This is a genomic window from Aurantiacibacter gangjinensis, from assembly GCF_001886695.1.
In the GTDB taxonomy this organism is placed as follows: Bacteria; Pseudomonadota; Alphaproteobacteria; order Sphingomonadales; family Sphingomonadaceae; genus Alteraurantiacibacter; species Alteraurantiacibacter gangjinensis.
In genome coordinates this window covers 2,415,038-2,436,831 of record NZ_CP018097.1, presented here as the reverse complement: position 1 = coordinate 2,436,831, position 21,794 = coordinate 2,415,038, and the positions used below count along the sequence as shown (strand labels likewise).

The window sequence follows — 21,794 nt, the reverse complement described above, 5'->3', positions numbered from 1 at the left end:
GATTACGCGGCAGGCAGTTCGAGGACAAGGCACGCGCCGCCCAAATCCGCAGCACTTTCTCCCACGCGCAGCGATCCGTCATGCGCTTCGGCAATCGCACGCCCGATGGCGAGGCCGAGACCCGAATGGTTGCCATATTCCTCGCCTTCGGGGCGGTGCGAGTGGAAACGGGTGAAGACCTTCTCGCGCGCTTCTTCGGGGATGCCGGGGCCTTCGTCGCAAATGCGCGCGGTGACGGTGTCGGCCCCATGGTCGATGGTGACGGTGATGCGCCCGCCTTCGGGAGAGAAGGAGACGGCATTGTCGAGCAGGTTCTCGGCGACGCGCTCCAGCCGGATAGGGACGCCCAGCACCACGTCGCGCACGGTGTTGCTGACCACCTGCATATCGCAGCCGCGATTTTCGCCGCGCTCCACCTTGCGGGCGATGACATTGGCGAACAGCGTGCCCAGTTCCACCGGCTCGAACGTCGCGCGGCTGAGTTCGGCATCGATGCGGCTCGCCTCGCTGATTTCGCTCACCAGCCGGTCGATCCGGCGCACATCGTGGGCGGCGACGTCAACCAACTGGGCGCGCAGGTCCGGTTCCTCCACCTTGGGCAGCGATTCGGTGGCGCTGCGCAGGGATGCGAGCGGGTTCTTGATCTCGTGCGCGACATCGGCGGCGAAGCTTTCCACCGCGTCGATGCGGTGGCGCAGGGCGGCCGTCATGTCGGATACGGCGCGGGCGAGCACGCCGATCTCGTCCTCGCGGCTGTCCATGCGCGGCACCTCGACATCGCGCTCCCGCCCCAGCCGCACGCGGGAAGTGGCAAGGCCCAAGCGACGTAGCGGGCCGATGATGGTGTTGGCAAGGTAGAGCGAAAGGATGGTCGAAACGGCGAGCGCCAGCAGGATGATCGTCATCAGGTCGGAGCGCGCGCTGCGCACGGCGGCGGTGATGTCGCTGGCATTGCGGGTGGTGAGCAGGGTTGCGCCCGCCAGACCGACCGGCGCAGCGGCGTTGATGACAGGAGTGCCGTCGGGCGCGCGGCGCAATTCGATCTGGGTGAGGCCTTGCTGGCGCACGCGGGCCAGTTCCGGCCAGCCGTCTGCCGAGGTGCTTTCGGGCTCGACATAGTCGGGCGGCGACGGCGCGCCGACCGCGAAGTTTACCGCGCTGTCGGTCCAGCGGGCGAAATCTTCGAGGAATGGTTCCGCATCCGGATCGCCGAAGGTGAAGCTGGGCTGGTCGAGGGCGAAACTGTCGGCGATAAGCGTGCCTTCGGTGTCGTACATGCGCAGCCGCATACGCTGTTCGCGCCCGATCTGGCTGAGCAACGCTTCCTGCCGCTCGCGCGTCGCGCCTGCCAGCGCCTCGGCAGTGATCTGCGCTTCGATCCGAGCGAGCTTGAAACGCTCGTCCAGCAGCTGTCGCCGGTAGGAATCGAGGAAGAACAGGCTGCCCGCCAGCACCAGCAGCGGGATCAGGTTCACCGTCAATATGCGCGCCGTCAGCGAACGACCGAAGGGAAAGGGTATCCGCTCCAGCCGCGATGCCTGCAGGCTGTTGTCGACAGTGCTGTCAGCCATCGGAGAAGCTGTAGCCTGCCCCGTACAGTGTCTCGATCGCGGTGAAATCGGAATCGACGGCGCGGAACTTGCGGCGCAGGCGCTTGATGTGGGAATCGACAGTGCGGTCATCGACGAAGACATCGTCCGGGTAAGCCGCATCCATCAGCTGGTTGCGGCTCTTGATAACGCCGGGCCGGGCGGCCAGCGCTTCGAGGATCAGGAATTCGGTGACCGTCAGACTGACCGCGCGCCCATCCCAGGTTACCTGGTGCCGCGCCGGATCCATGGCGAGGCGACCGCGCGTGATGACCTCATGCTCCGCCTTCGGCATAGGCACGGGATCGTCCTCGCTAACGGGCAGCGGCGCGGCGCGGCGCAGGATGGCGCGGATGCGGGCCAGCAGCAGGCGCTGGCTGAAAGGCTTCGCGATATAATCGTCCGCGCCCATGGCAAGGCCAGCTTCCTCGTCCTCCTCCTCATCCTTGCTGGTGAGGAAGATGACCGGCAGCTGCGATGTCTCCCGCAGCTTTTGCAGCAATTCCATCCCGTTCATGCGCGGCATCTTGATGTCGAACACGGCCAGGTCGGGCGGGTTGTGCAACAGCGCATCCAAGGCCGCCTCGCCATCGGAGTAAAGGCGGGTGGCATAGCCTTCGGCCTGCAATGCGATGGAGAGAGTGGTGAGGATGTTGCGATCATCGTCGACCAGCGCGATCACGCGCTGTCCGGCTGTGGTTCCGGCGTTCGTCTCTGCATCGCTGGTGGTAAGTTCGGTCATGACGCTCCTTGCCAGCGCAGACCTAACTTTCGCACGGGCGATTGGCAATAAATCGCTGGATAACGCGCTGGCAGACAGGCGCCTGAGGTTATGTGAACGCTCACAACAAAACTGTGATAGATCAACCTTCCGCCAGCCAAATTGACGCCGCAATCATCTCTCACTATGCGCGCCCTTGAGAGCGGCCCGGCCACGCCTGCCGCCCCCTACATCTTGACCGTTCTAGGAGGAGAGCAACGTGTCATACACCCATGAGGTGTCGCATGCCGATCTGGGCATTGCGACCGATGCTACCATTCACGCCAATCTGAAAACCGCTGCGCTTGTCGAACATGCGCTGGCCAATGGCGAGGGGCGTCTGGCAAAGCACGGACCTCTGGTGGTCGAGACGGGCAAGCACACCGGCCGCAGCGCGAAAGACAAGTTCATCGTGCGCGATGGCGAGACCGAAGAGACGGTGTGGTGGGACAACAATGCCAGCATGTCGCCTGAGCATTTCGCGGCGTTGAAAGAGGATTTTCTCGCTCATCTCGGCACGAAGGACACGCTCTACACCGCGCAGCTTTTCGGCGGTAGCCAGCCCGAACACCGCGTAGCGGTGCAGGTGATAAACGAGTTCGCCTGGCACAACCTTTTCATCCGCACCATGCTGTGCCGCCCGACCGAAGCCGAGCTGGCCGATTTTGCAGCGGAATACACCGTGATCGACCTGCCCAGCTTCAAGGCCGACCCCGACCGGCACGGCACGCGTAGCGAAACCGTGGTGGCCGTGAACCTCTCGGAAAAGCTGATCTTGATCGGCGGCACGCAATATGCGGGCGAGATGAAGAAGAGCGTTTTCGGCATCCTCAACTACCTGCTGCCGCCCAAGGGCGTGATGCCCATGCACTGCAGCGCCAATGTCGGCCCGGATGGCAAGACGGCGGTGTTCTTCGGCCTTTCGGGCACCGGAAAAACAACGCTTTCCGCCGATGCCAGCCGCACGCTGATCGGCGATGACGAGCATGGCTGGTCGGATACGGCGGTCTTCAATTTCGAAGGCGGCTGCTATGCAAAAATGATCCGCCTTTCCGCAGAAGCCGAGCCCGAAATCTACGCCACCACCCGCATGTTCGGCACGGTGCTGGAAAATGTGGTGATGGACAAGGATACGCGCGAACTCGATTTCGACGACAACTCGCTCGCCGAGAACAGCCGCGGTGCCTATCCCATCGACTTCATTCCCAACACGTCCGAAAACAATATGGGCCCGGTGCCCAGCAACGTCATCATGCTGACCGCCGATGCCTTCGGCGTGCTGCCCCCGATCGCGCGGCTGACGCCGGACCAGGCGATGTACCACTTCCTCTCTGGCTACACCGCCAAGGTGGCGGGCACCGAGATCGGCGTGACAGAGCCCGAGGCGACCTTCAGCACCTGTTTCGGCGCGCCCTTCATGCCGCGTCATCCTTCGGTCTATGGCAATTTGCTGAAAAAGCGCATCGCCGAGGGCAATGTGCAGTGCTGGCTGCTCAACACCGGCTGGACGGGCGGCAAATACGGCGTGGGAAACCGCATGCCAATCAAGGCGACGCGCGGCCTGCTCAACGCCGCGCTCGATGGCAGGCTGGACGATGTCGAATACCGCAAAGATGCCAATTTCGGCTTCGACGTGCCGGTGCATGTGCCCGCGCTGGAAGAAGCGGGAATCGACCAGTCCATCCTAGATCCGCGCAGCACATGGACCGACCAGGACGAATACGATCGCACCGCGCACAAGCTGGTCGAGCTGTTCGTGAACAACTTCCAGCCTTTCGCCGCACATGTCGACGAGGGCGTTCGCCAGGCCGCTCCGCAAAGCGCCTGATCCTCAGTTTCCGAGCTGGAGAGGGAAAGACCCCGTCTGGTGCGAGCCGGGCGGGGTCTTTTTATTGGCACAATGGCGCGCTAGCCTCATTGATGACACGACCACCAACAGGAGAGTTTCGATGAGCATTTTCGACCAGATCAAGAACGCCGCCCATAATCACCCCACGGTAAAGAACATGGCGGAGAAGATCGGCATCGATCAGGAAACCGCCGAACGAGCGATTGCCGCGCTGACCGAAGGCCACCATGCCGAAGGCGACACCATGCAGGTCGCAGCCGACAAGAGCGGTATCGACCAGGGCGTGCTGAGCCAGGTGATGGAGCATGTGGGCGGCGAAGGTTCGCTGCAGAACTTCATGCAGATCCTTGACCGCGACCATGACGGCAATCCGCTGAACGACATCACCAGCGCGGCTGGCAAGCTGTTCGGTAAAAACTGATGAACCTCAGCCAGATCCTGCAGCAGCAAGGCATCATCGAAAGCATGGCGCGCGAGCTGAACATCGATGAGCAGACCGCGCGCACTGGTGCAGGCGCTCTCTTGCCCGCCATCGTGGCGGGGATGGGTCGCCGCACCGCCGGCTCGCAAAGCGGCATGGGCGGCCTTGCCGATGTGCTGGGCGGGGCGCTGGGCGCCGGCGGGCAAGGCTCGGCAGGCGGCCTTGGCGGCGGATTGGGCGGCGGATTGGGCGGGGCGCTGGGTGGCATGTTGCTCGACAGCGTGTTGAAGCGCGAACCCACGCCGACGCAGGCGGGCAATGACATCCTCGGAGAAATTTTCGGCAACAAGGATGTGAGCCGCGGCGTTGCGGAGGAAGTTGCCGGGTCGACCGGAATCAGCAGCGATGTGCTGAAGCGCATGCTGCCGATCCTCGCCATGGCGGTGATGGGCTACATGATGAACCGCGACGGCGGCAGCGCGGCGACACCGTCGGGCGGCGGCAACAACCCGCTGGGCGGTGCGCTGGGCGGGCTGCTGGGGCAGGTCATGTCGGGCATGGCGCGCCGCTGAGCGAGCCTTCGCGTCATCGCCGGTTCACCGGCAGGCATTAGGGCGAGCGTGATGACGACCCTTCGACACCTTCTTTCTCCGCTGGCGGCGGCGGCCCTGCTGTGGCTGCCCGCCCATGCGCAGGATGTGCAGCCTGCGCCTGCTGCGGTGGAAACACAGGCCGAAGCGCCACGCCCCATCGAGATTTTCGATGTCGAGATCGTGGCGGAATATCCGCACGATCCGGCCGCGTTTACCCAAGGCCTGCTGTGGCACTACGGCCATCTTTACGAAAGCACGGGCCGCGAAGGCCAGTCGCAAGTCCGCCGCGTCGATCTGGAAACCGGCGAAGTGCTGGCCGCCAGCGACATTCCGCCCGACCAATTCGGAGAGGGGCTGACCGTCTGGCAGGACGAGCTGGTTAGCCTGACATGGATGCACGGCGTGGTGCATCGCTGGACCCTGTCAGATCTCTCTCCCATCGAAAGCCGCGACGATTTTCCGTTCGAGGGATGGGGTCTGACCACTTTCGAGGACAGCCTCGTCTTTTCAGATGGAACGGCAGTGCTGCGCTTCATCGATCCGGAAACGCTGGATGTGCAACGCGAGCTTGTCGTCACTATCGAAGGCGAGCCGCTGAAGGATCTGAACGAGCTCGAAGTGATCGACGGGCTGATCTACGCCAATATCTGGTTCTCGCGCGTGATCGTCGGCATCGATCCGGCGACCGGCGAAGTGGTGCGCGCCATCGACCTGAGCCCCATCACCGAACGGATCGAGATCGTGGAACACGATGCTGTGCTGAACGGCATTGCGCATGACGCGGAGAACGACCGCCTGTTCGTGACAGGCAAGCTATGGCCCACCCTGTTCGAAATCAGTCTCGTGCCGCGATTGGCCCCATCGCCGGATGCCGGTCAGGAAGCGGCGAACCCGGAATAAATCGCCCCGGCAACGCCAAGGCCGACAAGCGCGACGGCACCGGCTTGGCCCGCCTGACGCTGGCGTCGCACCTTGCTGTCTTTCACAAGCACCAGCAGCATCAGCCCCATCGCTGCGATGACGATAAAGTTCATCATGATCGCATAATCCCTCTGCGAATGGCGCAAGGCTGCACATGAGAGGGTTAATTTGCGATTGCGGAAGAGGGTTAACGATCGCGTGGCCTGCGCCGGTCCCCGACCCTACTCTGCAGGTTCAAGGGCACTTTCCCCTGGCGGCGAAGTTTGGCCGGCGCGCGCCGCATTGCTGTCGCGCGGCACGCAGAATTCGCCGAACATGGCGCGGTGGTCGGATCCGTTATCGGGCATGACCTCGAAGCTGCGAATGCGCACATCGCCGCGCACCATGAGCTGGTCCAGCGGCCAGCCGAGCAACAGATAGTCAGACGGGAAGGTGGGGAACGTGCCGCGCCCGACGCGCGGGTCGCGCCAGTTTCCTTCCTCGCGAAAGGCGGTGGTGGTGCGCGACCATGGCACATCGTTGAAGTCGCCCATGGTCACGCCGTCGGGCAGGCTGTCGGGCGTATCGGTGCCGGCGCGGATGATGTTTTCGTCGCGCTCCTCGGTATTCCAGCCGGGCAGTGGCGGCTTGGGATGCAGGCCGATGAATTCGACCGGCGCCGTGCCCTCCAGTTGCAGCGTGGCGTAAACGGTTGGCGTATCGCGGTGCGTGTTCTCCACGATGGAGAGGCGCGACGCCGGCACGCGGCTGGCGAAGACGAGGCCGAACGCTTCTGGCTGCGGATGGGCGCGGCTGGTGGGATAGGGCGTGATGACATCCTGCAATTCGCGCACCCAACGCTCGTCGGTTTCCATCAGGAAAAGCACATCGGGATCGACGCTGCGCACCTGCTGCGCGATACCTGCATAATCCTCGTTCTTCACCTTCACATTCACCGCCAGCGCGGTGAAGCAGCGGTCGGTCTCGACAGGTTCGCTGAGCGCAATCTCGGTCGCGCCGAAGGGAAGGTAGGGCCACATACGCCACAAGTTGATGACGATGACGAGGCCGAGCAATGCTGGCACAACTTTGCGGTCCCAGCCGCGCAGAAAAATGACGCCCAGCACCAGCAGGACCAGCGCTGCCCATGACATCGGTTCGCGCACCAGGTCCACCGTGCGTACGAACCACATATCGGTAGGTAGCAGCGATACCAGCACGGCCAGTGCGGCCAGCACCGCGAGGCCGATTTCAACGTAACGCATGAATTTCACGAGCTTCTCCCTGTTGCAGGAGAGAGCGCGGCGCGGGCGGGTTGGTTCCGTTTTGTGGCTTTAGGTGCCGATATACCGGTCGATATTGCCCGCCATCACATCGAGCGGCGCATTGCCGCCTTCGACCACGGCGAGGTTGAAATCTTTCAGATCGTAGGCGCTGCCCATGGCTGTGGCGGCGCGCTGGCGCTGGCGCAGGATTTCCAGCTTTCCGACCATGTAGCCGGTCGCCTGGCCGGGCCAGCTGCAATAGCGGTCGATCTCGTTGGTGGTCTCGGCCACGCCGACGCCGCTATTGGTATGGAAATAGTCGATCGCCTGCTGCCGTGCCCAGCCTTGCGCATGCAGGCCGGTATCGACCACCAGTCGCACCGCGCGATAGGCGGCGGCCTGCAGATAGCCCAATCGCCAAGCGGGATTGTCGTCATAGGCGCCCAGCTCGTCCGCCAGCTGCTCGCCATAGAGCGCCCAGCCCTCGCTGAAGGCATTGAACGCCAGGATCGTGCGGATCAGCGGCAGCTGGTTGGAATATTCGCCCTGCCACACATGGCCCGGAATGGCCTCGTGATGGGTGAGGGTGACGAGGTCGTACGTGCGGTGCAGGTCCGTATCGCGCAGGTTTATCCAGAAGGTGCCGGGGCGCGATCCGTCCACCGCAGGCGCGCCGCCATAGGCAGTGGGCGCGCCCAGCTCCTCGTTCGGCGGGATGCGGCGCACTTCGACTTCAGGGTCGACGACGCGGGCGAAGGCGCGCGGCATCTCGCCACGAACCCATTCGATGCGTTCCTGCAGGAAGTCGATGATCTCGGCGCGGCCCGCATCGCCTTCTGCGAATTTGAAGCGGTCGTCCTGCGATAGCTGGATCATGCGCTGTCCGGGATTGCCTTCGGTATAGCCGAGGCTGCGCAGGATCGGGTCCATCTGGGCATGGATGTCGGCCAGCGTTTCGATGCCCAGCTGGTGGATTTCGGCTGCCGACATATCGGTGGTGGTGCTGGATTTCAGACTCCAGCGATACCATTCATCGCCATGCGGCTGGGCTGACATGCCGGGTGCGCTGCCCGCCATGGCGGCCTGCGTGCGCAGTTCGGCAAGCTGCGCCTCGAGGGCGGGAGCGATCCGGTTCTGCACGATCTCGTCGGCTCGCGCTTGCCAGTCACCGGAAATGCCTGCCTCAGCGGCGCGGCGCACCAGCGATTCCACCAGCGATCCGCCCGCCATAGCATCGGCCAACTGCCGTTCCATCTGGTCATTGGCGCGCTCCAGCAGGAAATCGGGCGGGATGACGCCCATGGCGCGTGCGCTGCGCATCCGCTCCAGTTCGCCGTTCAAGACGTCAGGTATCTCTTCGAGCCGCGAAATATAGGCTTCGGCATCGGCTTCGTCGCGAATGGGATGGTTGCTGTCGAGCGCGCGGGGCAGGTCGATATAGGCGCCGACATTCTGGATGACTGGGTAGGGCGCGGTGCGCCAGCTGCCCACGGGAATGTCGCCATAGGGCAGCTCGAAGCCCTCGATGGCGGTGGAATAGGCGCTTTCGACCACCTCGAAACTGGTGCGCGTCGCGGGATCGAGGCCGTCTTTCGGGAAAGCGCGGGCGCGGGCAAGATCGGCGCGCAGCGTATCGGCATAGGCCTGCTGGCCCGCTTCGCTCGCATCGCCCAGCCGGCTGCGCAGATAGGCCCGATCGCCCGTATCGACGCCGAGGCTGGTGGCGCGCAGCGGCTCATGCTCCAGAATGTTCCACGCGAACTCGTCGAGCAGGGCCTGACCTGAGGCAGTGGTCCCCATCGGCGTGGTGGTGACACAACCCGGCAGCATGGTGAGCGCAGTGGTCGTGCCCAGCGCGCCCATCAGCTGGCGGCGGGAAAGCGGAACGTTGGTGATATCGGTCATGCGCCATGCGTCGCGCACGGCCAAGCTTCCGTCAAGCCGAAGTGCGCGCTAAAGGACAGGCCATGTTCGACCTGATCCTCTCCATCATCATCCTCGCGGCCATCGCGCTGTTCATCGGTGCCGTGGTGCTGTGGCGCAAGGGCGTGCGCAAGCAGGCGGGGCTGATGGCGCTGCTATCCTTCGTGATGATCGCCAATGCCGCGATCTGGCTGGCGCCGATGGAAGATGGAACGACCCCGGCAGAACATGCTGCCGGGGCCGTGGAAGAAGAGGCCGGACGGAACTAGGATTATCCGGCGCTCTCGGGAGCTTGTAGGCGGAACCGATCAGCGAGGCGGAAGCTGCCAGGTCACATTGCCATTATACGTGCCGACGACGGTCTCGCCGCGATTGTCGCGCGCGGGCGTGAAGCGGCCATTGCGCGTCAACAGGCTGCAGGTGGCATTATCGAGCACGCTATGCCCGCTGGACCGGGTGATTTCGCAGCCCGACACGCGGCCATTGCTGCCGATCACCAGACGATAACCCGTCGTGCCTTCCAGCTCTCGCGTGATGCCGCGGCGCGGATAATCGGCATTGGTGATCCAGTTCCCCGCATTGCCGCGCGGCACGGGGCCGACCGGATCGAATGTCGGCGTAGGCGAGGGCAGCGGTGTGACGGCCGGGCCTGGCACGTCCACTCTGAAATCGGGAACCTGCGTGACCGGCGTATCGGGAAAATCCAGCACAGGCGGATCGGCGTAGATTGTGTTGTCGCTTGGCAATTGCCTGGGCGGCGTCGGCGCAGTGACAGTGCTGTCGGGCGCAGGTGCCGGGTCTTCCACGACCTCGTCGGGCGGCGGGGGAGGAGGAATCTCGATTTCGAAAAAATCGGCGTCCGTCGGGTCCGATACCGTCGGGGTGATGATTTCCGTGATAGCGAGGCTGGCGATCAAACCGGCGCCGACCACGCCGGGAATGGCCAGGGATGCGAACCCTGCGCGCATTTTCTGCGCAGGCGTCATGGTTGCGTTTGCGTAGGACATACCATGGTCTCCTTCTTCCAATGCCCGCCGCTTTTCGTTGTAATTCTCGGCGGCGAGTCATGTTATACTGTCACACAAGCAACAGAAATGCAAATGCGCACGCAAACCGACGTTCGGATGATCGGCGAATACGTCTGTGGTGGAAGGAAATTTCAACGCATCGCGAAGGGCCGCAGCCGCGACGCGATCAGCTGATCGGGCAGCTCGGATCGAGGCGGAAGTCGAGATAATTGTCGACCGACTTCATCAGCTCTTCCTGCTCGTTCTCGAAGAAGTGATTGGCGCGCGGAATCTCATCGTGATGGATGGTGATGTGCTTTTGCGTGCGCAGCTTGTCGACCAGCTTCTGCACGGCAATGGGCTGCACCACCGTATCGGCCGTGCCCTGGATGAAGATGCCGCTGGCAGGGCAGGGCGCGAGGAAGCTGAAGTCATACATGTTCGCAGGCGGCGCGATGGAGATGAAACCGCGAATCTCAGGGCGACGCATAAGCAGCTGCATGCCGATCAGCGCGCCGAAGGATACGCCTGCAACCCATGTCACCTGCGCTTCGGGGTGGATCTGCTGCACCCAGTCCAGCGCCGAAGCCGCGTCGGACAATTCGCCAATGCCATTGTCGAAGCTGCCCTGGCTCTTGCCGACACCGCGGAAATTGAAACGCAGCGTAGCGAAACCGCGATTGACGAAGGTCTTGTAAAGCTGCTGCACGATCCGGTCGTTCATCGTGCCGCCGCCCTGGCTGTGCGGATGCAGGATCATGGCGACGGGTGCGCGCGGACGCGGCGCGGGAGAGAAACGACCTTCGAGACGGCCTTCTGGGCCGGGAAAGATAACGTGCGGCATGGGCTGTATATGCTCTGCTGAAATGTGTGACGCCGTCGCGGGTAGCGTGGCGGAAGCTGGCGGCTATATAGGGATTATGCCGCTTTTCGCAATTGTTACGTGATGCCCGTGTCGAAGCCGCGCATCTATCTCGATCACGCCGCCACATCGCCGCTGCGCCTCGAGGCGAAAGTGGCGATGGAGGACGGCTTCGCCATCTGGGCCAACCCCTCCAGCCCCCATGCCGAAGGGCGCAAGGCCAAGGCCGCGCTGGAGGATGCGCGCGAGCGGTGCAAGCGGTCGCTGGGCTGGGATGGCGAGCTGATCTTCACCAGCGGCGCGAGCGAGGCGGCGGCGCTCGCATTGAACCACGCAAAAGCCGGAGCAAGGTTGGTCAGCGCCATCGAGCACGACTGCATCCTCGGCATCGCGAAAACTGCCGAGCGCATGCCGATCCGCGAGACGGGCGCACTCGATCTGGACGCACTGGCGGAGGCCGTCCAGCGAGAGCGGCCCTTGGTGGCGGTTCAACAGGTGAACTCCGAAACCGGGCATGCGCAGCATATGGACGATATCGCGCAAATCATCGTCGACGCCGGCGGATTGCTGCTGGCGGACTGTTCCCAAAGTGCCGGTAAACTCGCTCTTCCCGATTGCGACATGGCCATCATTTCCGCGCACAAATTCGGTGGGCCGATCGGGATAGGCGCTTTGCTGGTGCGCGATTACGGCCTGCTCGATCCCGTCGGCGGGCACGAGCGCGGATACCGGCGCGGCACGGAAAACATGCCGGGTGCACTTGGCATGGCGGCGGCTTTGCAGGCCAGTCTTTCCGAGCCTCTTTGCGCGCCTGATTGCCGCGCGGCGATGGATCGCTTGGCAGAGACAGTGAGGCAGGCAGGCGGCGTGTGGATGTCGGACCGGTTCGACTATCCCACCGATTATATCCATGCCGTCGCCGCGCCTTCCATGAGCGCGACCGCGCAGGTGATGCGGCTTGATATGGCGGGCTTCGCCGTCTCGCAGGGAAGCGCCTGTTCGTCGGGTACGATGAAAACGAGCCATGTGCTGGGCGCGATGAATGTCGACCGGGCCATTGCCGACCGCGTCATCCGCATGTCGATTGGCTGGACGACCACGCCTGACGAAATCGACGCATTTACGGAAGCTTGGAAAACTCTAGTGTGATCCGTCATCCTGAACCTGTTTCAGGATCTATTGGGCCAACCGTGCGGAGCTGATGGATGGATGCTGAAACAAGTTCAGCATGACGGGCGTTGTTTCCTACACCCTCGCTTCTCTCTAAACCGGCCAAGTCTACCCTTCGAAGGAAATCCTGTTTTCATGCGCAAAGTGTCAACTTCGTCCGGCAGTCCGAAAATCGCGGAATTGCGCCAAATTGCAGTGGCCAACAGCGCCTCTCGCGATGTCAGCTTTGTCAACTTAGAGCAGGCGTAGAGCCCAGCCGTGATCTATCTCGACTACCAGGCCACCACGCCGCTCGCGCCCGAAGCGCGCGATGCCATGTTGCGCTGGCTGGACGGGCCGGATGGCACCGGCTTCGGCAATCCCCATTCGCAGCACCGCATGGGGCGGCAGGCGCATGCCGCGATCGATCTTGCGCGCGACCAGGTGGCGGCGCTATTTCCGCCGGGGGGCAAAGTCGTCTTCACCGGCGGCGCGACCGAAGCGATCAACCTTGCCATGCGCGGCTGCCCCGGCGAGGGCGCGATGAGCGTTTCCGCCATCGAACACTCTGCCGTGGGCGATACGGCGAAAGCCATCGGCAAGTGCCACGAACTGAACGTCGCGGCCGACGGGCAGTGCAATGCCAAGCAGGACATTCCGGCGAACACCCGTCTCGTCGCAGTGATGCAGGTGAACAACGAGATCGGCGTGATCCAGCCGACGGTGGAGTTCCACCGCAAGGCCAAGGAAGCGGGCGCGCTGTACCTGGTCGATGCAGTGCAGGCCTATGGGAAGATGCCGGTTGCCAATGCGGACTTAATCGCCGTCTCCGCGCACAAATTGCACGGGCCGAAAGGCGTGGGGGCATTGTGGGTGCGCGACGGTGTCGAACTGGAGCCGCAGCAGACCGGCGGCGGGCAGGAGGCCGATATCCGCTCCGGCACGCTCAGCCCAGCGCTGATCGCGGGCTTCGGCGCGGCGGCGTCAGTTGCTGCGGAACGGATGGACGAGGATGCCGATCACGTCGCCGCATTGTGGCACAAGGCGCGCGACATGTTCGAAGGCTGGGAGCTGAATGGCAGCGCCGACGCGCGCTATTGCGGCAATCTCAACTTGCGGAAGAAGGGCCTCGACGTAGCGCGGCTGATGAGCGATTGCCGCAATATCATGTTCTCTGCAGGCTCGGCCTGCGCTAGCGGATCGGGCCGGCCCAGCCATGTGCTGAAAGCCATCGGCCTGTCGGACAAGCAGGCCAAATCCTCCATCCGGCTAGGGTTCGGGCGCTACACCTCGATGGAAGAGCTTGAAGAGGCGGCACAAACGCTTATCCATGCTGCAGCGCAGCAGGGGTAGCCGTCATCCGCATCCAATTTATCACGAGCAAGGGCGAACGCGTCTTGGCGGAAGCCGATCCGGGTGACAATCTGCTCGCCGTGGCGCAGGCGGCGGGGATGCCGCTGGAAGGGACGTGCGAAGGGCAAATGGCGTGCTCAACATGCCATGTCATCGTGTCGCCGGAATGGTTCGACAAATTGCCGCCAGCGGTAGAGGACGAGGAAGACATGCTCGACCTCGCCATGGGCGTGCAGGCGACCAGCCGCCTTTCCTGCCAAATCGACCTGTCGCCAGAGCTGGACGGGATGGAAGTGACCATCCCCGCCGACAGCAACGACGCGCAGGGCTTCTAGCGCAGCCGTCAGCCCTCGGCATCCATGCGCACTTCGCGCTCGCGGGCGATGAAGGCAGGAACCGGCTCGTTGCCCGCACCGGCATCGAATCGGGAGGCGGCGGCGAGCAGGTTCTCGCGCATGCGACAATGCATGGCCCAGCCGGTTTTCGGGTCTGGCGAACGGGCCATGAAGCGGACGATCATGGCTTTCGCGTTCTGGTCGATGACTTCGCACTTGGCGTCGTCCGGGTCGATGACATCGTCGTCTTCTCTCACGAAATCGCGGAAGGCGGAGCGCAACTGGTCGACATCGGCGCGGTTGTCCAGTTCCAGTTCGATATGCACCATCAGGCTCGCATCCTGCTTGGTCCAGTTCTCGAAGCTCTCGCTGGTGAAGCTGCTGACCGGCGCGATGATCCGCCGCTCGTCCCAAGTGCGCAGCTGCAGATGGGTGAAGCCGATCTTCTCGACGTAGCACCACTGCCCGGCAAATTGCACTGCATCGCCGATGCGCGCCGTCTTGGCGAAACCGATCTGCACGCTCGCCATGATGTCGCCCAGCGCCTTGCGCGCGGCGAACACCAGCACCAGCCCCAGTGCCCCGGCGGAGGCGATGATCGAGAAGCCCAGCGTGTTGGACAGGTTGCTGGCGATGATGATGATGCCGATTCCCGCCAGCAGCACCACGGCGGTGACGATCCGGCGAAGCGCGCTGAGGCGCGTGTAGAAATTGCGGTCCGCATGATTGTCCGGCGCTTCCAACTCGTCGGTGCGGCGGCTGGTGGCAAAATTGAACAGCGCTTCCAGCACCGAAAGGATGATGGCGACGCCCGCGGCAACCACCAGCAGGATCTGGATCGGGTCCAGAACATCGCGCGCCGGACCGGACAGGCGGAAGAATGTCTCGCGCACCACGGCGAATGTTCCGGCAAAGGCCAGCAGGGTCACCGGCATGTGGATCGCCTGCAGCACGCCATAGGCGCGGCTGTCCTCGTCCGCGCGCTCGCGGAAGCTGCCGATGGCGCGGTAGGTGAGGGCAGCGGCAATCGCGCCCGCCAGCAGGATGAGCGGCAGTGCCAGCACTTCCCACCAGGCGAGGGTGAAGAAGGCCTGCTTGCGCAAGGGGGCGGGCAAGGCTTCTTCGAAACGTGTCGGGCCATAAACTTCGTAAAGGGCGGGCACATTCGCGACCGTCTGGCGACTGAATACCCACAGCGGCTCGCCGCCCGCTTCCTGCACGCGGGCGATGCGGATGGTTTTTGGCCGGCCCTCCAGCATCAGCACGCCTACACGCAAAGAGCGCCGCGGCGTTCCAGCCATCGGGTCTTCGCTGCTGGTCAGCGTATCGACGGCATCCGGACGGTCGGGCAAGCCTGCCCAATCGATGGAAAGCGAACGGTAAAGCAGATCGTAAAGCTGCGCTGCCACCTGTTCACGGTCGACATCGCCCCCTGCCTCCAAGGTCTGGTAATCGAGTGCGGCGGCGGCATCGGCCCATCTTCCTTCGGCGCCAGCTTCCATGAATGTCTCGAGCAGGCCCAGCGGCGTATCGAGTTGCAGCGGCAGGTCTTGCGAGCCGGCACCGTTCTGCAGCCGGTCGACTTCATAAACATAGGCATCGGACCCTTGCGCCACGTCCCGCTCCTGCGCGGCGAGCGGCGCGGCGATTATGAAGCAAAGGGAGAGGAGGAGGGCGGAAAGGAACTGCTGTGCTTTGGCCATACCTGCGACAATGCCGCAGCTTCGCCAAAGGTCCGGAAAGCCCCGTAGGCGCGCGCGAAAAACCCCGCCGCGGTTCCAGCGCGGCGGGGTCTGATTGAAGCCGGAGGGGATCCGGACTAACCCATTGAGGAAGGTAGGAGGATCAGGCGGCTTCGCTCATCTTGTTGGCCTGCTTCTCCAGCGCATCAATCAACGCCTTTGAGAAAGCGGGAATATCATCGGGATTGCGGCTGGTGATGATGTTGCCATCGACGGCGACTTCCTGGTCGACGACATTGCCGCCGGCATTGGAAAGATCGGTGCGCACGCTTGGCCAACTGGTCACGGTCTTGCCGTTCACCACATCGGCTTCCACCAGCAGCCACGGGGCGTGGCAAATGGCCGCCACAGGCTTGCCCTGCGACACAAAATCGCGGACCAGCTTGATGGCCTTTTCATTCATGCGCAACGCATCGGGGTTGATCTGGCCACCGGGTAGCAACAGGCCGTCGTAATCGGCGGCTTCCACTTCTTCCACATTGAGGTCGACAGATACCGGATCGCCCCATTCCTTGTCGGAAAAGCCGCGGATTTCACCGTCTTCGGGTGACACGACGACGGTGGTGAAACCGGCATCTTCCAAATTGGATTTCGGCTTTTCCAGTTCGGACTGCTCGAAACCGTCGGTGGCGAGGATCATGATGCGCTGTGACATGGGTACTCCTTGATAAGATTTACCAGAGAAACTGTCCCAGATAGGCCATAGTTCCGCTGTTCCAGACGGGGCGTGAGCGTGATAGGACAAAGCGCAGATGGCCGCGCACGGGGGTGCGGCCCCGCCGGATTTGCAAGGGTTCTACATGCGCGCAGCAGTGCAGCGGATTGTGACATCGTCATGGTTCGAAAAATTCATCATCGCCGTCATCGTGATCAACGCCATCGGGCTGGGCCTGGAAACCTCGCCCGCCGTCATGGCGCGCATCGGCGGCATCGTGGAGGTGCTGGACACCATCGCGCTAACGATCTTCGTGATCGAACTGGCGCTGAAGCTGTTCGCCTTCCGCCTCGCCTTCTTCAAAAGCGGCTGGAACATCTTCGATCTGGTGATCGTGGCCGTGGCGCTGGTGCCCGCCTCGCAGCAGTTCAGCGTGCTGCGCGCGCTACGCATCCTGCGTGCGCTGCGCCTGATCAGCGTGGTACCCAGCATGCGGCGCGTGATCCTGGGACTGTTCAAGGCGATCCCCAGCATCGGCACCGTCATCGTGATGCTGCTGCTGCTGTTCTATATCAGCGCGGTGATGGCGACATCGCTGTTCGGCGAGGCCTTCCCCCAATGGTTCGGCGATATCGGGCGTTCGCTCTATTCGCTGTTCCAGATCATGACGCTGGAAAGCTGGTCCATGGGCATCGTGCGACCGGTGATGGAAGTCTATCCCTATGCCTGGGCGTTCTTCGTGCCATTCATCCTGATGACCAGCTTCATCGTACTGAACCTGTTCATCGGTGTGATCGTCAACGCCATGTCCGAAGCGACGGACGAGGAAGCGCATAGCGAGCGTGAAATGATCCTCGGCGAATTGCGCGCGATGCGCAGCGATATCACCGCGATGCGGTCGGAGCGCGATAGCGAAAGGGGATAAGTGCGTTTTACGCCTGAGGCGGGTCTCCCCCGTTGCGCGCGTGCTTGCTAGGGCAAGGCGCAATGTCTGACCCTAACGATACCAATCCCGAACCCGATGATGCCATCATCGATTCCCCTTTCGATGCCGCCCTGTCAGAGCGATACCTCGTCTATGCGCTCTCCACCATCACTGCGCGATCCCTTCCGGATTTGCGCGACGGGCTGAAGCCGGTCCACCGCCGCCTGCTGTGGACGATGCGCCAGCTGCGCCTCTCGCCGGACAGCACGTTCAAGAAGAGCGCCCGCGTGGTGGGCGAGGTGATCGGTAAGTACCACCCGCATGGCGACACCGCCGCCTATGATGCGATGGTCCGCCTCGCGCAGGATTTCGCGCTGCGGTATCCGCTGGTGGAAGGGCAGGGCAATTTCGGCAATATCGACGGCGATAACGCCGCAGCCTACCGCTACACCGAAGCGCGGCTGACGCGCACCGCCATGCTGCTGATGGACGGGCTGGACGCGGGCACCGTCGACTTCATCCCGACCTATAACGGCGAAGAGGAAGAGCCCGAGCTTATGCCCGGCCTGTTCCCCAACCTGCTGGCCAATGGCGCCAGCGGCATCGCCGTGGGCATGGCGACCAGCATTCCCAGTCATAATGTCGCCGAAGTGCTGGATGCGGCCGAAATGGTGCTGTTCAATAAGGACGTGACCCATGACGAGCTGATGGGCGTATTCAAGGGTCCGGATTTTGCCACGGGCGGCCTTGTCGTGGACAGCGCCGAGGCGATTTCCAAGGCCTACGAAACCGGGCGCGGGTCTTTCCGCGTGCGCGGGCGCTTTCATGCGCAGGAAGCCGAGAACCAGGCGGACCGCGACGCCGGGATCGAGCGGATCAAGGGCGGCGGCTACCAGCTTGTCATTTCGGAAATCCCCTACCAGGTGCCGAAGGGCAAGCTGATCGAGCAGATCGCCGCGGCCATCTCGGACAAGAAGCTGCCGATCCTCGAAGACGTGCGCGACGAGAGCGACGAGCAGATCCGCATCGTTCTGGTGCCGCGCAGCCGCAATGTCGATCCGGAGCTTCTGAAAGAAAGCGTCTACAAGCTCACCGATCTGGAAACGCGCTTCGGCCTCAACCTCAACGTGCTCGACCACACGCGCACGCCGATGGTGATGGGTCTGAAAGAGCTGCTGCAGAATTGGGTGACGCACCAGACGCTGATCCTGCAGCGCCGCACCCAGCACCGGCTGGACAAGATCGCCGACCGGCTGGAACTGCTGGAAGGCTATATCATCGCTTTCCTCAATCTCGACCGGGTGATCGAGATCATCCGTACCGAGGATGAGCCAAAGCCGGTGATGATGAAGGAATTCGGCCTCACCGACCGGCAAACCGAAGCCATCCTCAATATGCGCCTGCGCTCTCTGCGCAAGCTGGAGGAAATGCAGCTGCGCAACGAGAAGGACGAGTTGCTGAAAGAGCAGGGAGAGCTGCAACAGCTGCTCGACAGCCCGGCGCGCCAGCGCACGCGGTTGAAGCGCGACATGGCGGCGCTGCGCAAGGAATACGGGCCGGATACCGCCATCGGCGCGCGGCGTACGACGATTGCCGAAGCCGCGCCGACGGTCGATTTCGACCCCAGCGCGATGATCGAGAAGGAACCGGTGACGGTCATCCTCTCGCAGAAGGGCTGGATCCGCGCGGCCAAGGGCCATGTCGACCTCGGCAAGGATGGTGCGGGCGATTTCAAGTACAAGGAAGGCGATGGCCCGGCCTTCGCGGTCCACTGCCAGACAACCGACAAGCTGCTGCTGGCGGGCGACGATGGACGTTTCTTCACCATCGGCGCAGACAAGCTGCCCGGCGCGCGCGGCTTTGGCGAGCCGGTGCGCAACACGCTCGACATCGACACCGCCACGCAGATTATCGCGGTCGTCGTGCACGAGAAGGACAAGCAGATTCTGCTTGGTTCTACCATCGGCAAGGGCTTCGTCGCGGTGACGGACGAACTGCTGGCCGAGACGCGCAAGGGCCGCCAGGTGGTGAACCTCAAAGGCGATGCGAAGCTGCTGGTGGCGCGCGCCGTGCCTGCAGAGCACGATCACGTCGCCGTGGTGGGCGAGAACCGCAAGCTGGTGGTCTTCGCGCTGGAGGAAATGCCCGTGATGACACGCGGGCAGGGCGTCACCCTGCAACGCTACCGCGATGGCGGACTGTCCGATGCCACCACTTTCCGCATGGAAGACGGCCTCAGCTGGACGATGGGCGGCGATACGGGCCGGACGCGTACGGAGAGCGAGATCAATATGTGGAAAGTCGCGCGCGGCGCTGCGGGCAGGTTGCCGCCACAGGGTTTTCCAAAAGATAACAAGTTCTGAAGTTCCTCCCCCCGAGGGGGAGGCTTTCAACAAAAAAGACCGGCGGAACCCCTCCCGCCGGTCTTTCTGTTCGATCCCGAAAGGGTCGGGCGATTAGCCGCCGTTCACGGCGTTCATGATCGTCTCAAGGTCGGCCAGCGCCATCAGCGTGCCGTTGTCGTCCAGTGCGAAGAAGTCGCGCGGCAGGGTGATGAGCGTGTCGTCGGCGGTCTTCACCACCACGTTGCCACCGGCAAACTCGTCGATCGTGCCCAGCGCCTGCGCGTCATTGGTGATCACCGGTGCGCCCAGAACCAGAGCGGCATCCAGCGCGGCAGCGGCTTCGGCTTCGGCCTGTGCCTGAGCGGCGGCGGCAGCCTGCTGCTCTTCGACGCGCGCGGCCATCATGCCGTCGATCTGCGCCTTCGTGGCGTTGACCGAATACACGCCATCGGTGTTGGCGATCAGTTCGGCAGGCAGCGGAGCTTCGTAGGCGCCGGTGTCGACCACTACAGTGGTGCCATCGTTGGAGATGACCGTGCCGATGGCGGCATCGTCATTGCCCATGATGGTGGTGCCGGCATCCTGCGCCATAGCAGGCGTGGCGGCGAAAGCTGCACCGGCAGCGGCAATAAGAGCGAAACGCTTCATGAAAATAGTTCCCTTCCATCCGGGCCGCGGCATGGTGCGGTCACCGGGAGTTGTATTCGTCCGACCCGAAGTGAAATTCGGAGAGTTTGTAGGCGGGTGGCAAGCCGGAGAGGCAGACACTACAGGCGCAAACTTGCGCCATCCCGTCACCGAAAGCTTATAGGCAAAGCCTTCTGAACGTTACCTGCACCACGCTTGCAGATAATTTCAAGGCTCTTTGCGGAAAAAATTGCTGCACGTGCACAAAATCAGGCGGTTAGCGGCGCAATTCGTCATCGAGCAAGCGCTGTACCCGCCCGCTTTCGGGGAAGCCTTCCGCAATCCAGCGTCGCTCTACGGCCTGCAGGATGCGCGCGACTTCCGGGCCTGCTTGCACACCGCGCGCGACAATCTCGCCGCCTTTCAAAGGAAAAGCCGGAGGATCGAAATCGGCAATGTCGGCGATGGAGGCGTTGTTCAGCAATAGCAGATCCTGCGCGACCGCCGCGCCTTCGTGATAGACCAGGGCAGGGCTGCCATCGGGCGCGCCGCCGCCCTTGGCGAGACGTTCCAGATGCTTTCTCTGATTGTTGGACAGGCGCAACCGCGCGGCGACCTGTCCGGCGGTTTTCGGATCGCCCGGCAAAAGCGCGGCGAGGCGTCGCAGCGGCGCGGGCGCGACGCCCTGCCGGTTCTCCGTCGCGATCAGCATCGCGTGGCTTTCCAGACCGCGCTCTCCGGCCTCGGGCAGGATGACATCGAGTACGCCGGCCTCATGCATGCGCACCAGCGCATCGTGTGGGTGCGGCAAAGCGAGGATGGCCAGCAATTCCATGGCGACGCGCTCTCGGCTGAGACCCTTGAGCATGGGGGCCAGCTCGGCGCAGGCGCGCTCTGCCTCGGCATCGAGTTCAGATCCGAAGCGCGCCTGGAAGCGGTAGTAGCGCAGGATGCGCAGATGATCCTCGCGGATGCGCTGGCGGGCATCGCCGATGAAGCGCACACGGCCCGCGTGCAGGTCGTCCAGCCCGCCGAAATAGTCGCTGATCTCGAGCGTCTCGGGATGGACGTAGAGCGCGTTGATGGTGAAATCGCGGCGGGCGGCATCGTCCTGCCAATCATCGGCAAAGGCGACGGTGGCGCGCCTGCCATCGGTGGCGACATCCTTGCGCAGCGTTGTGATTTCCACCGGACCGGCGGGCAGGACGGCAGTGACCGTGCCGTGATCGATACCGGTCGGCAGGGCTTTGATCCCGGCCTCGCCCAGCGCGTCCATCACCGCGGGCGGGCGCAGCGTGGTAGCGGCATCGATATCCTTCACCGCCACGCCCAGCAGCGTATCGCGCACCGCGCCGCCGACCCAGCGCATCTGGTCCGCGCCCAGCGCGCGGATGATCAGCGCGAGGTCTGGGCGGTCGGTCCAGTTGTTTGTTGGCAGGGAACTCGCCATTCTCTCTTCCGCTCACCCTGAGCTTGTCGAAGGGTTGCACTTCA

General features: G+C 63.4%; 21 protein-coding genes. 10 read left to right on the top strand and 11 right to left on the bottom strand.

Annotation, left to right across the window (positions count from 1 at the left end; genetic code table 11):
- Window positions 1-2: 2 nt before the first annotated feature.
- Entirely contained in the window at window positions 3-1,571 is a 1,569-nt protein-coding gene (locus BMF35_RS11885) for a sensor histidine kinase (protein WP_047006109.1), read from the bottom strand.
- Complete coding sequence (locus BMF35_RS11880) at window positions 1,564-2,331, bottom strand: response regulator transcription factor (protein WP_047006108.1); 768 nt, start codon at window positions 2,329-2,331, stop codon at window positions 1,564-1,566. The genes BMF35_RS11885 and BMF35_RS11880 overlap by 8 nt, the downstream gene beginning before the upstream one ends.
- Window positions 2,332-2,569: 238 nt before the next feature.
- Here BMF35_RS11880 and BMF35_RS11875 point away from each other — a divergent pair, with 238 nt between their 5' ends.
- From BMF35_RS11875 to BMF35_RS11860, 4 genes are all read left to right on the top strand, one after another.
- Window positions 2,570-4,177, top strand: coding sequence for a phosphoenolpyruvate carboxykinase (locus tag BMF35_RS11875; RefSeq protein WP_047006107.1), 1,608 nt, complete (start codon window positions 2,570-2,572; stop codon window positions 4,175-4,177).
- 121 nt (window positions 4,178-4,298) lie between these two features.
- Window positions 4,299-4,619, top strand: a complete 321-nt coding sequence (locus BMF35_RS11870; protein WP_047006106.1) for a hypothetical protein — start codon at window positions 4,299-4,301, stop codon at window positions 4,617-4,619.
- The gene (locus tag BMF35_RS11865) at window positions 4,619-5,191 is read left to right on the top strand and encodes a DUF937 domain-containing protein (protein WP_047006105.1); all 573 of its coding nucleotides are present in this window, start codon (window positions 4,619-4,621) and stop codon (window positions 5,189-5,191) included. Before BMF35_RS11870 ends, BMF35_RS11865 begins: the two co-directional genes overlap by 1 nt.
- A gap of 51 nt (window positions 5,192-5,242) precedes the next feature.
- Window positions 5,243-6,112, top strand: coding sequence for a glutaminyl-peptide cyclotransferase (locus BMF35_RS11860; RefSeq protein WP_064971395.1), 870 nt, complete (start codon window positions 5,243-5,245; stop codon window positions 6,110-6,112).
- Here BMF35_RS11860 and BMF35_RS13690 read toward each other — a convergent pair.
- The 3 genes from BMF35_RS13690 to BMF35_RS11850 form a co-directional block, all read right to left on the bottom strand.
- Complete coding sequence (locus BMF35_RS13690) at window positions 6,088-6,249, bottom strand: hypothetical protein (RefSeq protein ID WP_156172055.1); 162 nt, start codon at window positions 6,247-6,249, stop codon at window positions 6,088-6,090. The genes BMF35_RS11860 and BMF35_RS13690 overlap by 25 nt on opposite strands.
- A 105-nt stretch (window positions 6,250-6,354) precedes the next feature.
- Window positions 6,355-7,377, bottom strand: a complete 1,023-nt coding sequence (locus BMF35_RS11855) for an endonuclease/exonuclease/phosphatase family protein (RefSeq protein WP_047006103.1) — start codon at window positions 7,375-7,377, stop codon at window positions 6,355-6,357.
- A gap of 69 nt (window positions 7,378-7,446) precedes the next feature.
- Window positions 7,447-9,282 carry a DUF885 domain-containing protein gene (locus BMF35_RS11850; RefSeq protein WP_047006571.1) on the bottom strand — a complete coding sequence of 612 codons (1,836 nt, stop codon included), beginning with the start codon at window positions 9,280-9,282 and terminating at the stop codon, window positions 7,447-7,449.
- Window positions 9,283-9,344: 62 nt separating this feature from the next.
- Between BMF35_RS11850 and BMF35_RS11845 the strand changes: the two genes are divergently transcribed.
- On the top strand, window positions 9,345-9,569 hold the full coding sequence (locus tag BMF35_RS11845) for a hypothetical protein (RefSeq protein ID WP_047006570.1): 225 nt from the start codon (window positions 9,345-9,347) through the stop codon (window positions 9,567-9,569).
- Between the two features lie 39 nt (window positions 9,570-9,608).
- Here BMF35_RS11845 and BMF35_RS11840 read toward each other — a convergent pair whose 3' ends face one another.
- Both BMF35_RS11840 and BMF35_RS11830 read right to left on the bottom strand, forming a co-directional pair.
- Complete coding sequence (locus tag BMF35_RS11840; RefSeq protein ID WP_052765938.1) at window positions 9,609-10,307, bottom strand: energy transducer TonB; 699 nt, start codon at window positions 10,305-10,307, stop codon at window positions 9,609-9,611.
- Window positions 10,308-10,494: 187 nt separating this feature from the next.
- Window positions 10,495-11,151: an alpha/beta hydrolase gene (locus tag BMF35_RS11830; protein ID WP_047006102.1), complete on the bottom strand. Its 657-nt coding sequence runs from the start codon at window positions 11,149-11,151 to the stop codon at window positions 10,495-10,497.
- Between the two features lie 102 nt (window positions 11,152-11,253).
- On the opposite strand from BMF35_RS11830, the gene BMF35_RS11825 reads away from it, so the two are divergent.
- From BMF35_RS11825 to BMF35_RS11815, 3 genes are all read left to right on the top strand, one after another.
- Complete coding sequence (locus tag BMF35_RS11825; protein ID WP_071961221.1) at window positions 11,254-12,318, top strand: cysteine desulfurase family protein; 1,065 nt, start codon at window positions 11,254-11,256, stop codon at window positions 12,316-12,318.
- Window positions 12,319-12,597: 279 nt separating this feature from the next.
- Window positions 12,598-13,671 (top strand): cysteine desulfurase family protein, encoded by a 1,074-nt coding sequence (locus BMF35_RS11820; RefSeq protein ID WP_047006101.1) that lies wholly within the window; start codon window positions 12,598-12,600, stop codon window positions 13,669-13,671.
- Window positions 13,672-13,676: 5 nt separating this feature from the next.
- Complete coding sequence (locus tag BMF35_RS11815; protein ID WP_047006100.1) at window positions 13,677-14,006, top strand: 2Fe-2S iron-sulfur cluster-binding protein; 330 nt, start codon at window positions 13,677-13,679, stop codon at window positions 14,004-14,006.
- Between the two features lie 8 nt (window positions 14,007-14,014).
- Here BMF35_RS11815 and BMF35_RS11810 read toward each other — a convergent pair whose 3' ends face one another.
- Together BMF35_RS11810 and BMF35_RS11805 are read right to left on the bottom strand one after the other, a co-directional pair.
- Window positions 14,015-15,709, bottom strand: coding sequence for a mechanosensitive ion channel family protein (locus BMF35_RS11810; protein WP_047006099.1), 1,695 nt, complete (start codon window positions 15,707-15,709; stop codon window positions 14,015-14,017).
- Between the two features lie 142 nt (window positions 15,710-15,851).
- Window positions 15,852-16,403 (bottom strand): type 1 glutamine amidotransferase domain-containing protein, encoded by a 552-nt coding sequence (locus BMF35_RS11805; RefSeq protein WP_047006098.1) that lies wholly within the window; start codon window positions 16,401-16,403, stop codon window positions 15,852-15,854.
- 97 nt (window positions 16,404-16,500) lie between these two features.
- On the opposite strand from BMF35_RS11805, the gene BMF35_RS11800 reads away from it, so the two are divergent.
- Both BMF35_RS11800 and parC read left to right on the top strand, forming a co-directional pair.
- Entirely contained in the window at window positions 16,501-17,328 is an 828-nt protein-coding gene (locus BMF35_RS11800) for an ion transporter (RefSeq protein ID WP_206539544.1), read from the top strand.
- Between the two features lie 62 nt (window positions 17,329-17,390).
- Entirely contained in the window at window positions 17,391-19,691 is a 2,301-nt protein-coding gene (gene parC, locus BMF35_RS11795; RefSeq protein ID WP_047006096.1) for a DNA topoisomerase IV subunit A, read from the top strand.
- A 93-nt stretch (window positions 19,692-19,784) separates the two neighbouring features.
- Here parC and BMF35_RS11790 read toward each other — a convergent pair whose 3' ends face one another.
- Window positions 19,785-20,321 carry a hypothetical protein gene (locus BMF35_RS11790; RefSeq protein WP_047006095.1) on the bottom strand — a complete coding sequence of 179 codons (537 nt, stop codon included), beginning with the start codon at window positions 20,319-20,321 and terminating at the stop codon, window positions 19,785-19,787.
- Window positions 20,322-20,577: 256 nt separating this feature from the next.
- Window positions 20,578-21,750, bottom strand: coding sequence for a CCA tRNA nucleotidyltransferase (locus BMF35_RS11785; RefSeq protein WP_047006094.1), 1,173 nt, complete (start codon window positions 21,748-21,750; stop codon window positions 20,578-20,580).
- Window positions 21,751-21,794 lie beyond the last annotated feature (44 nt).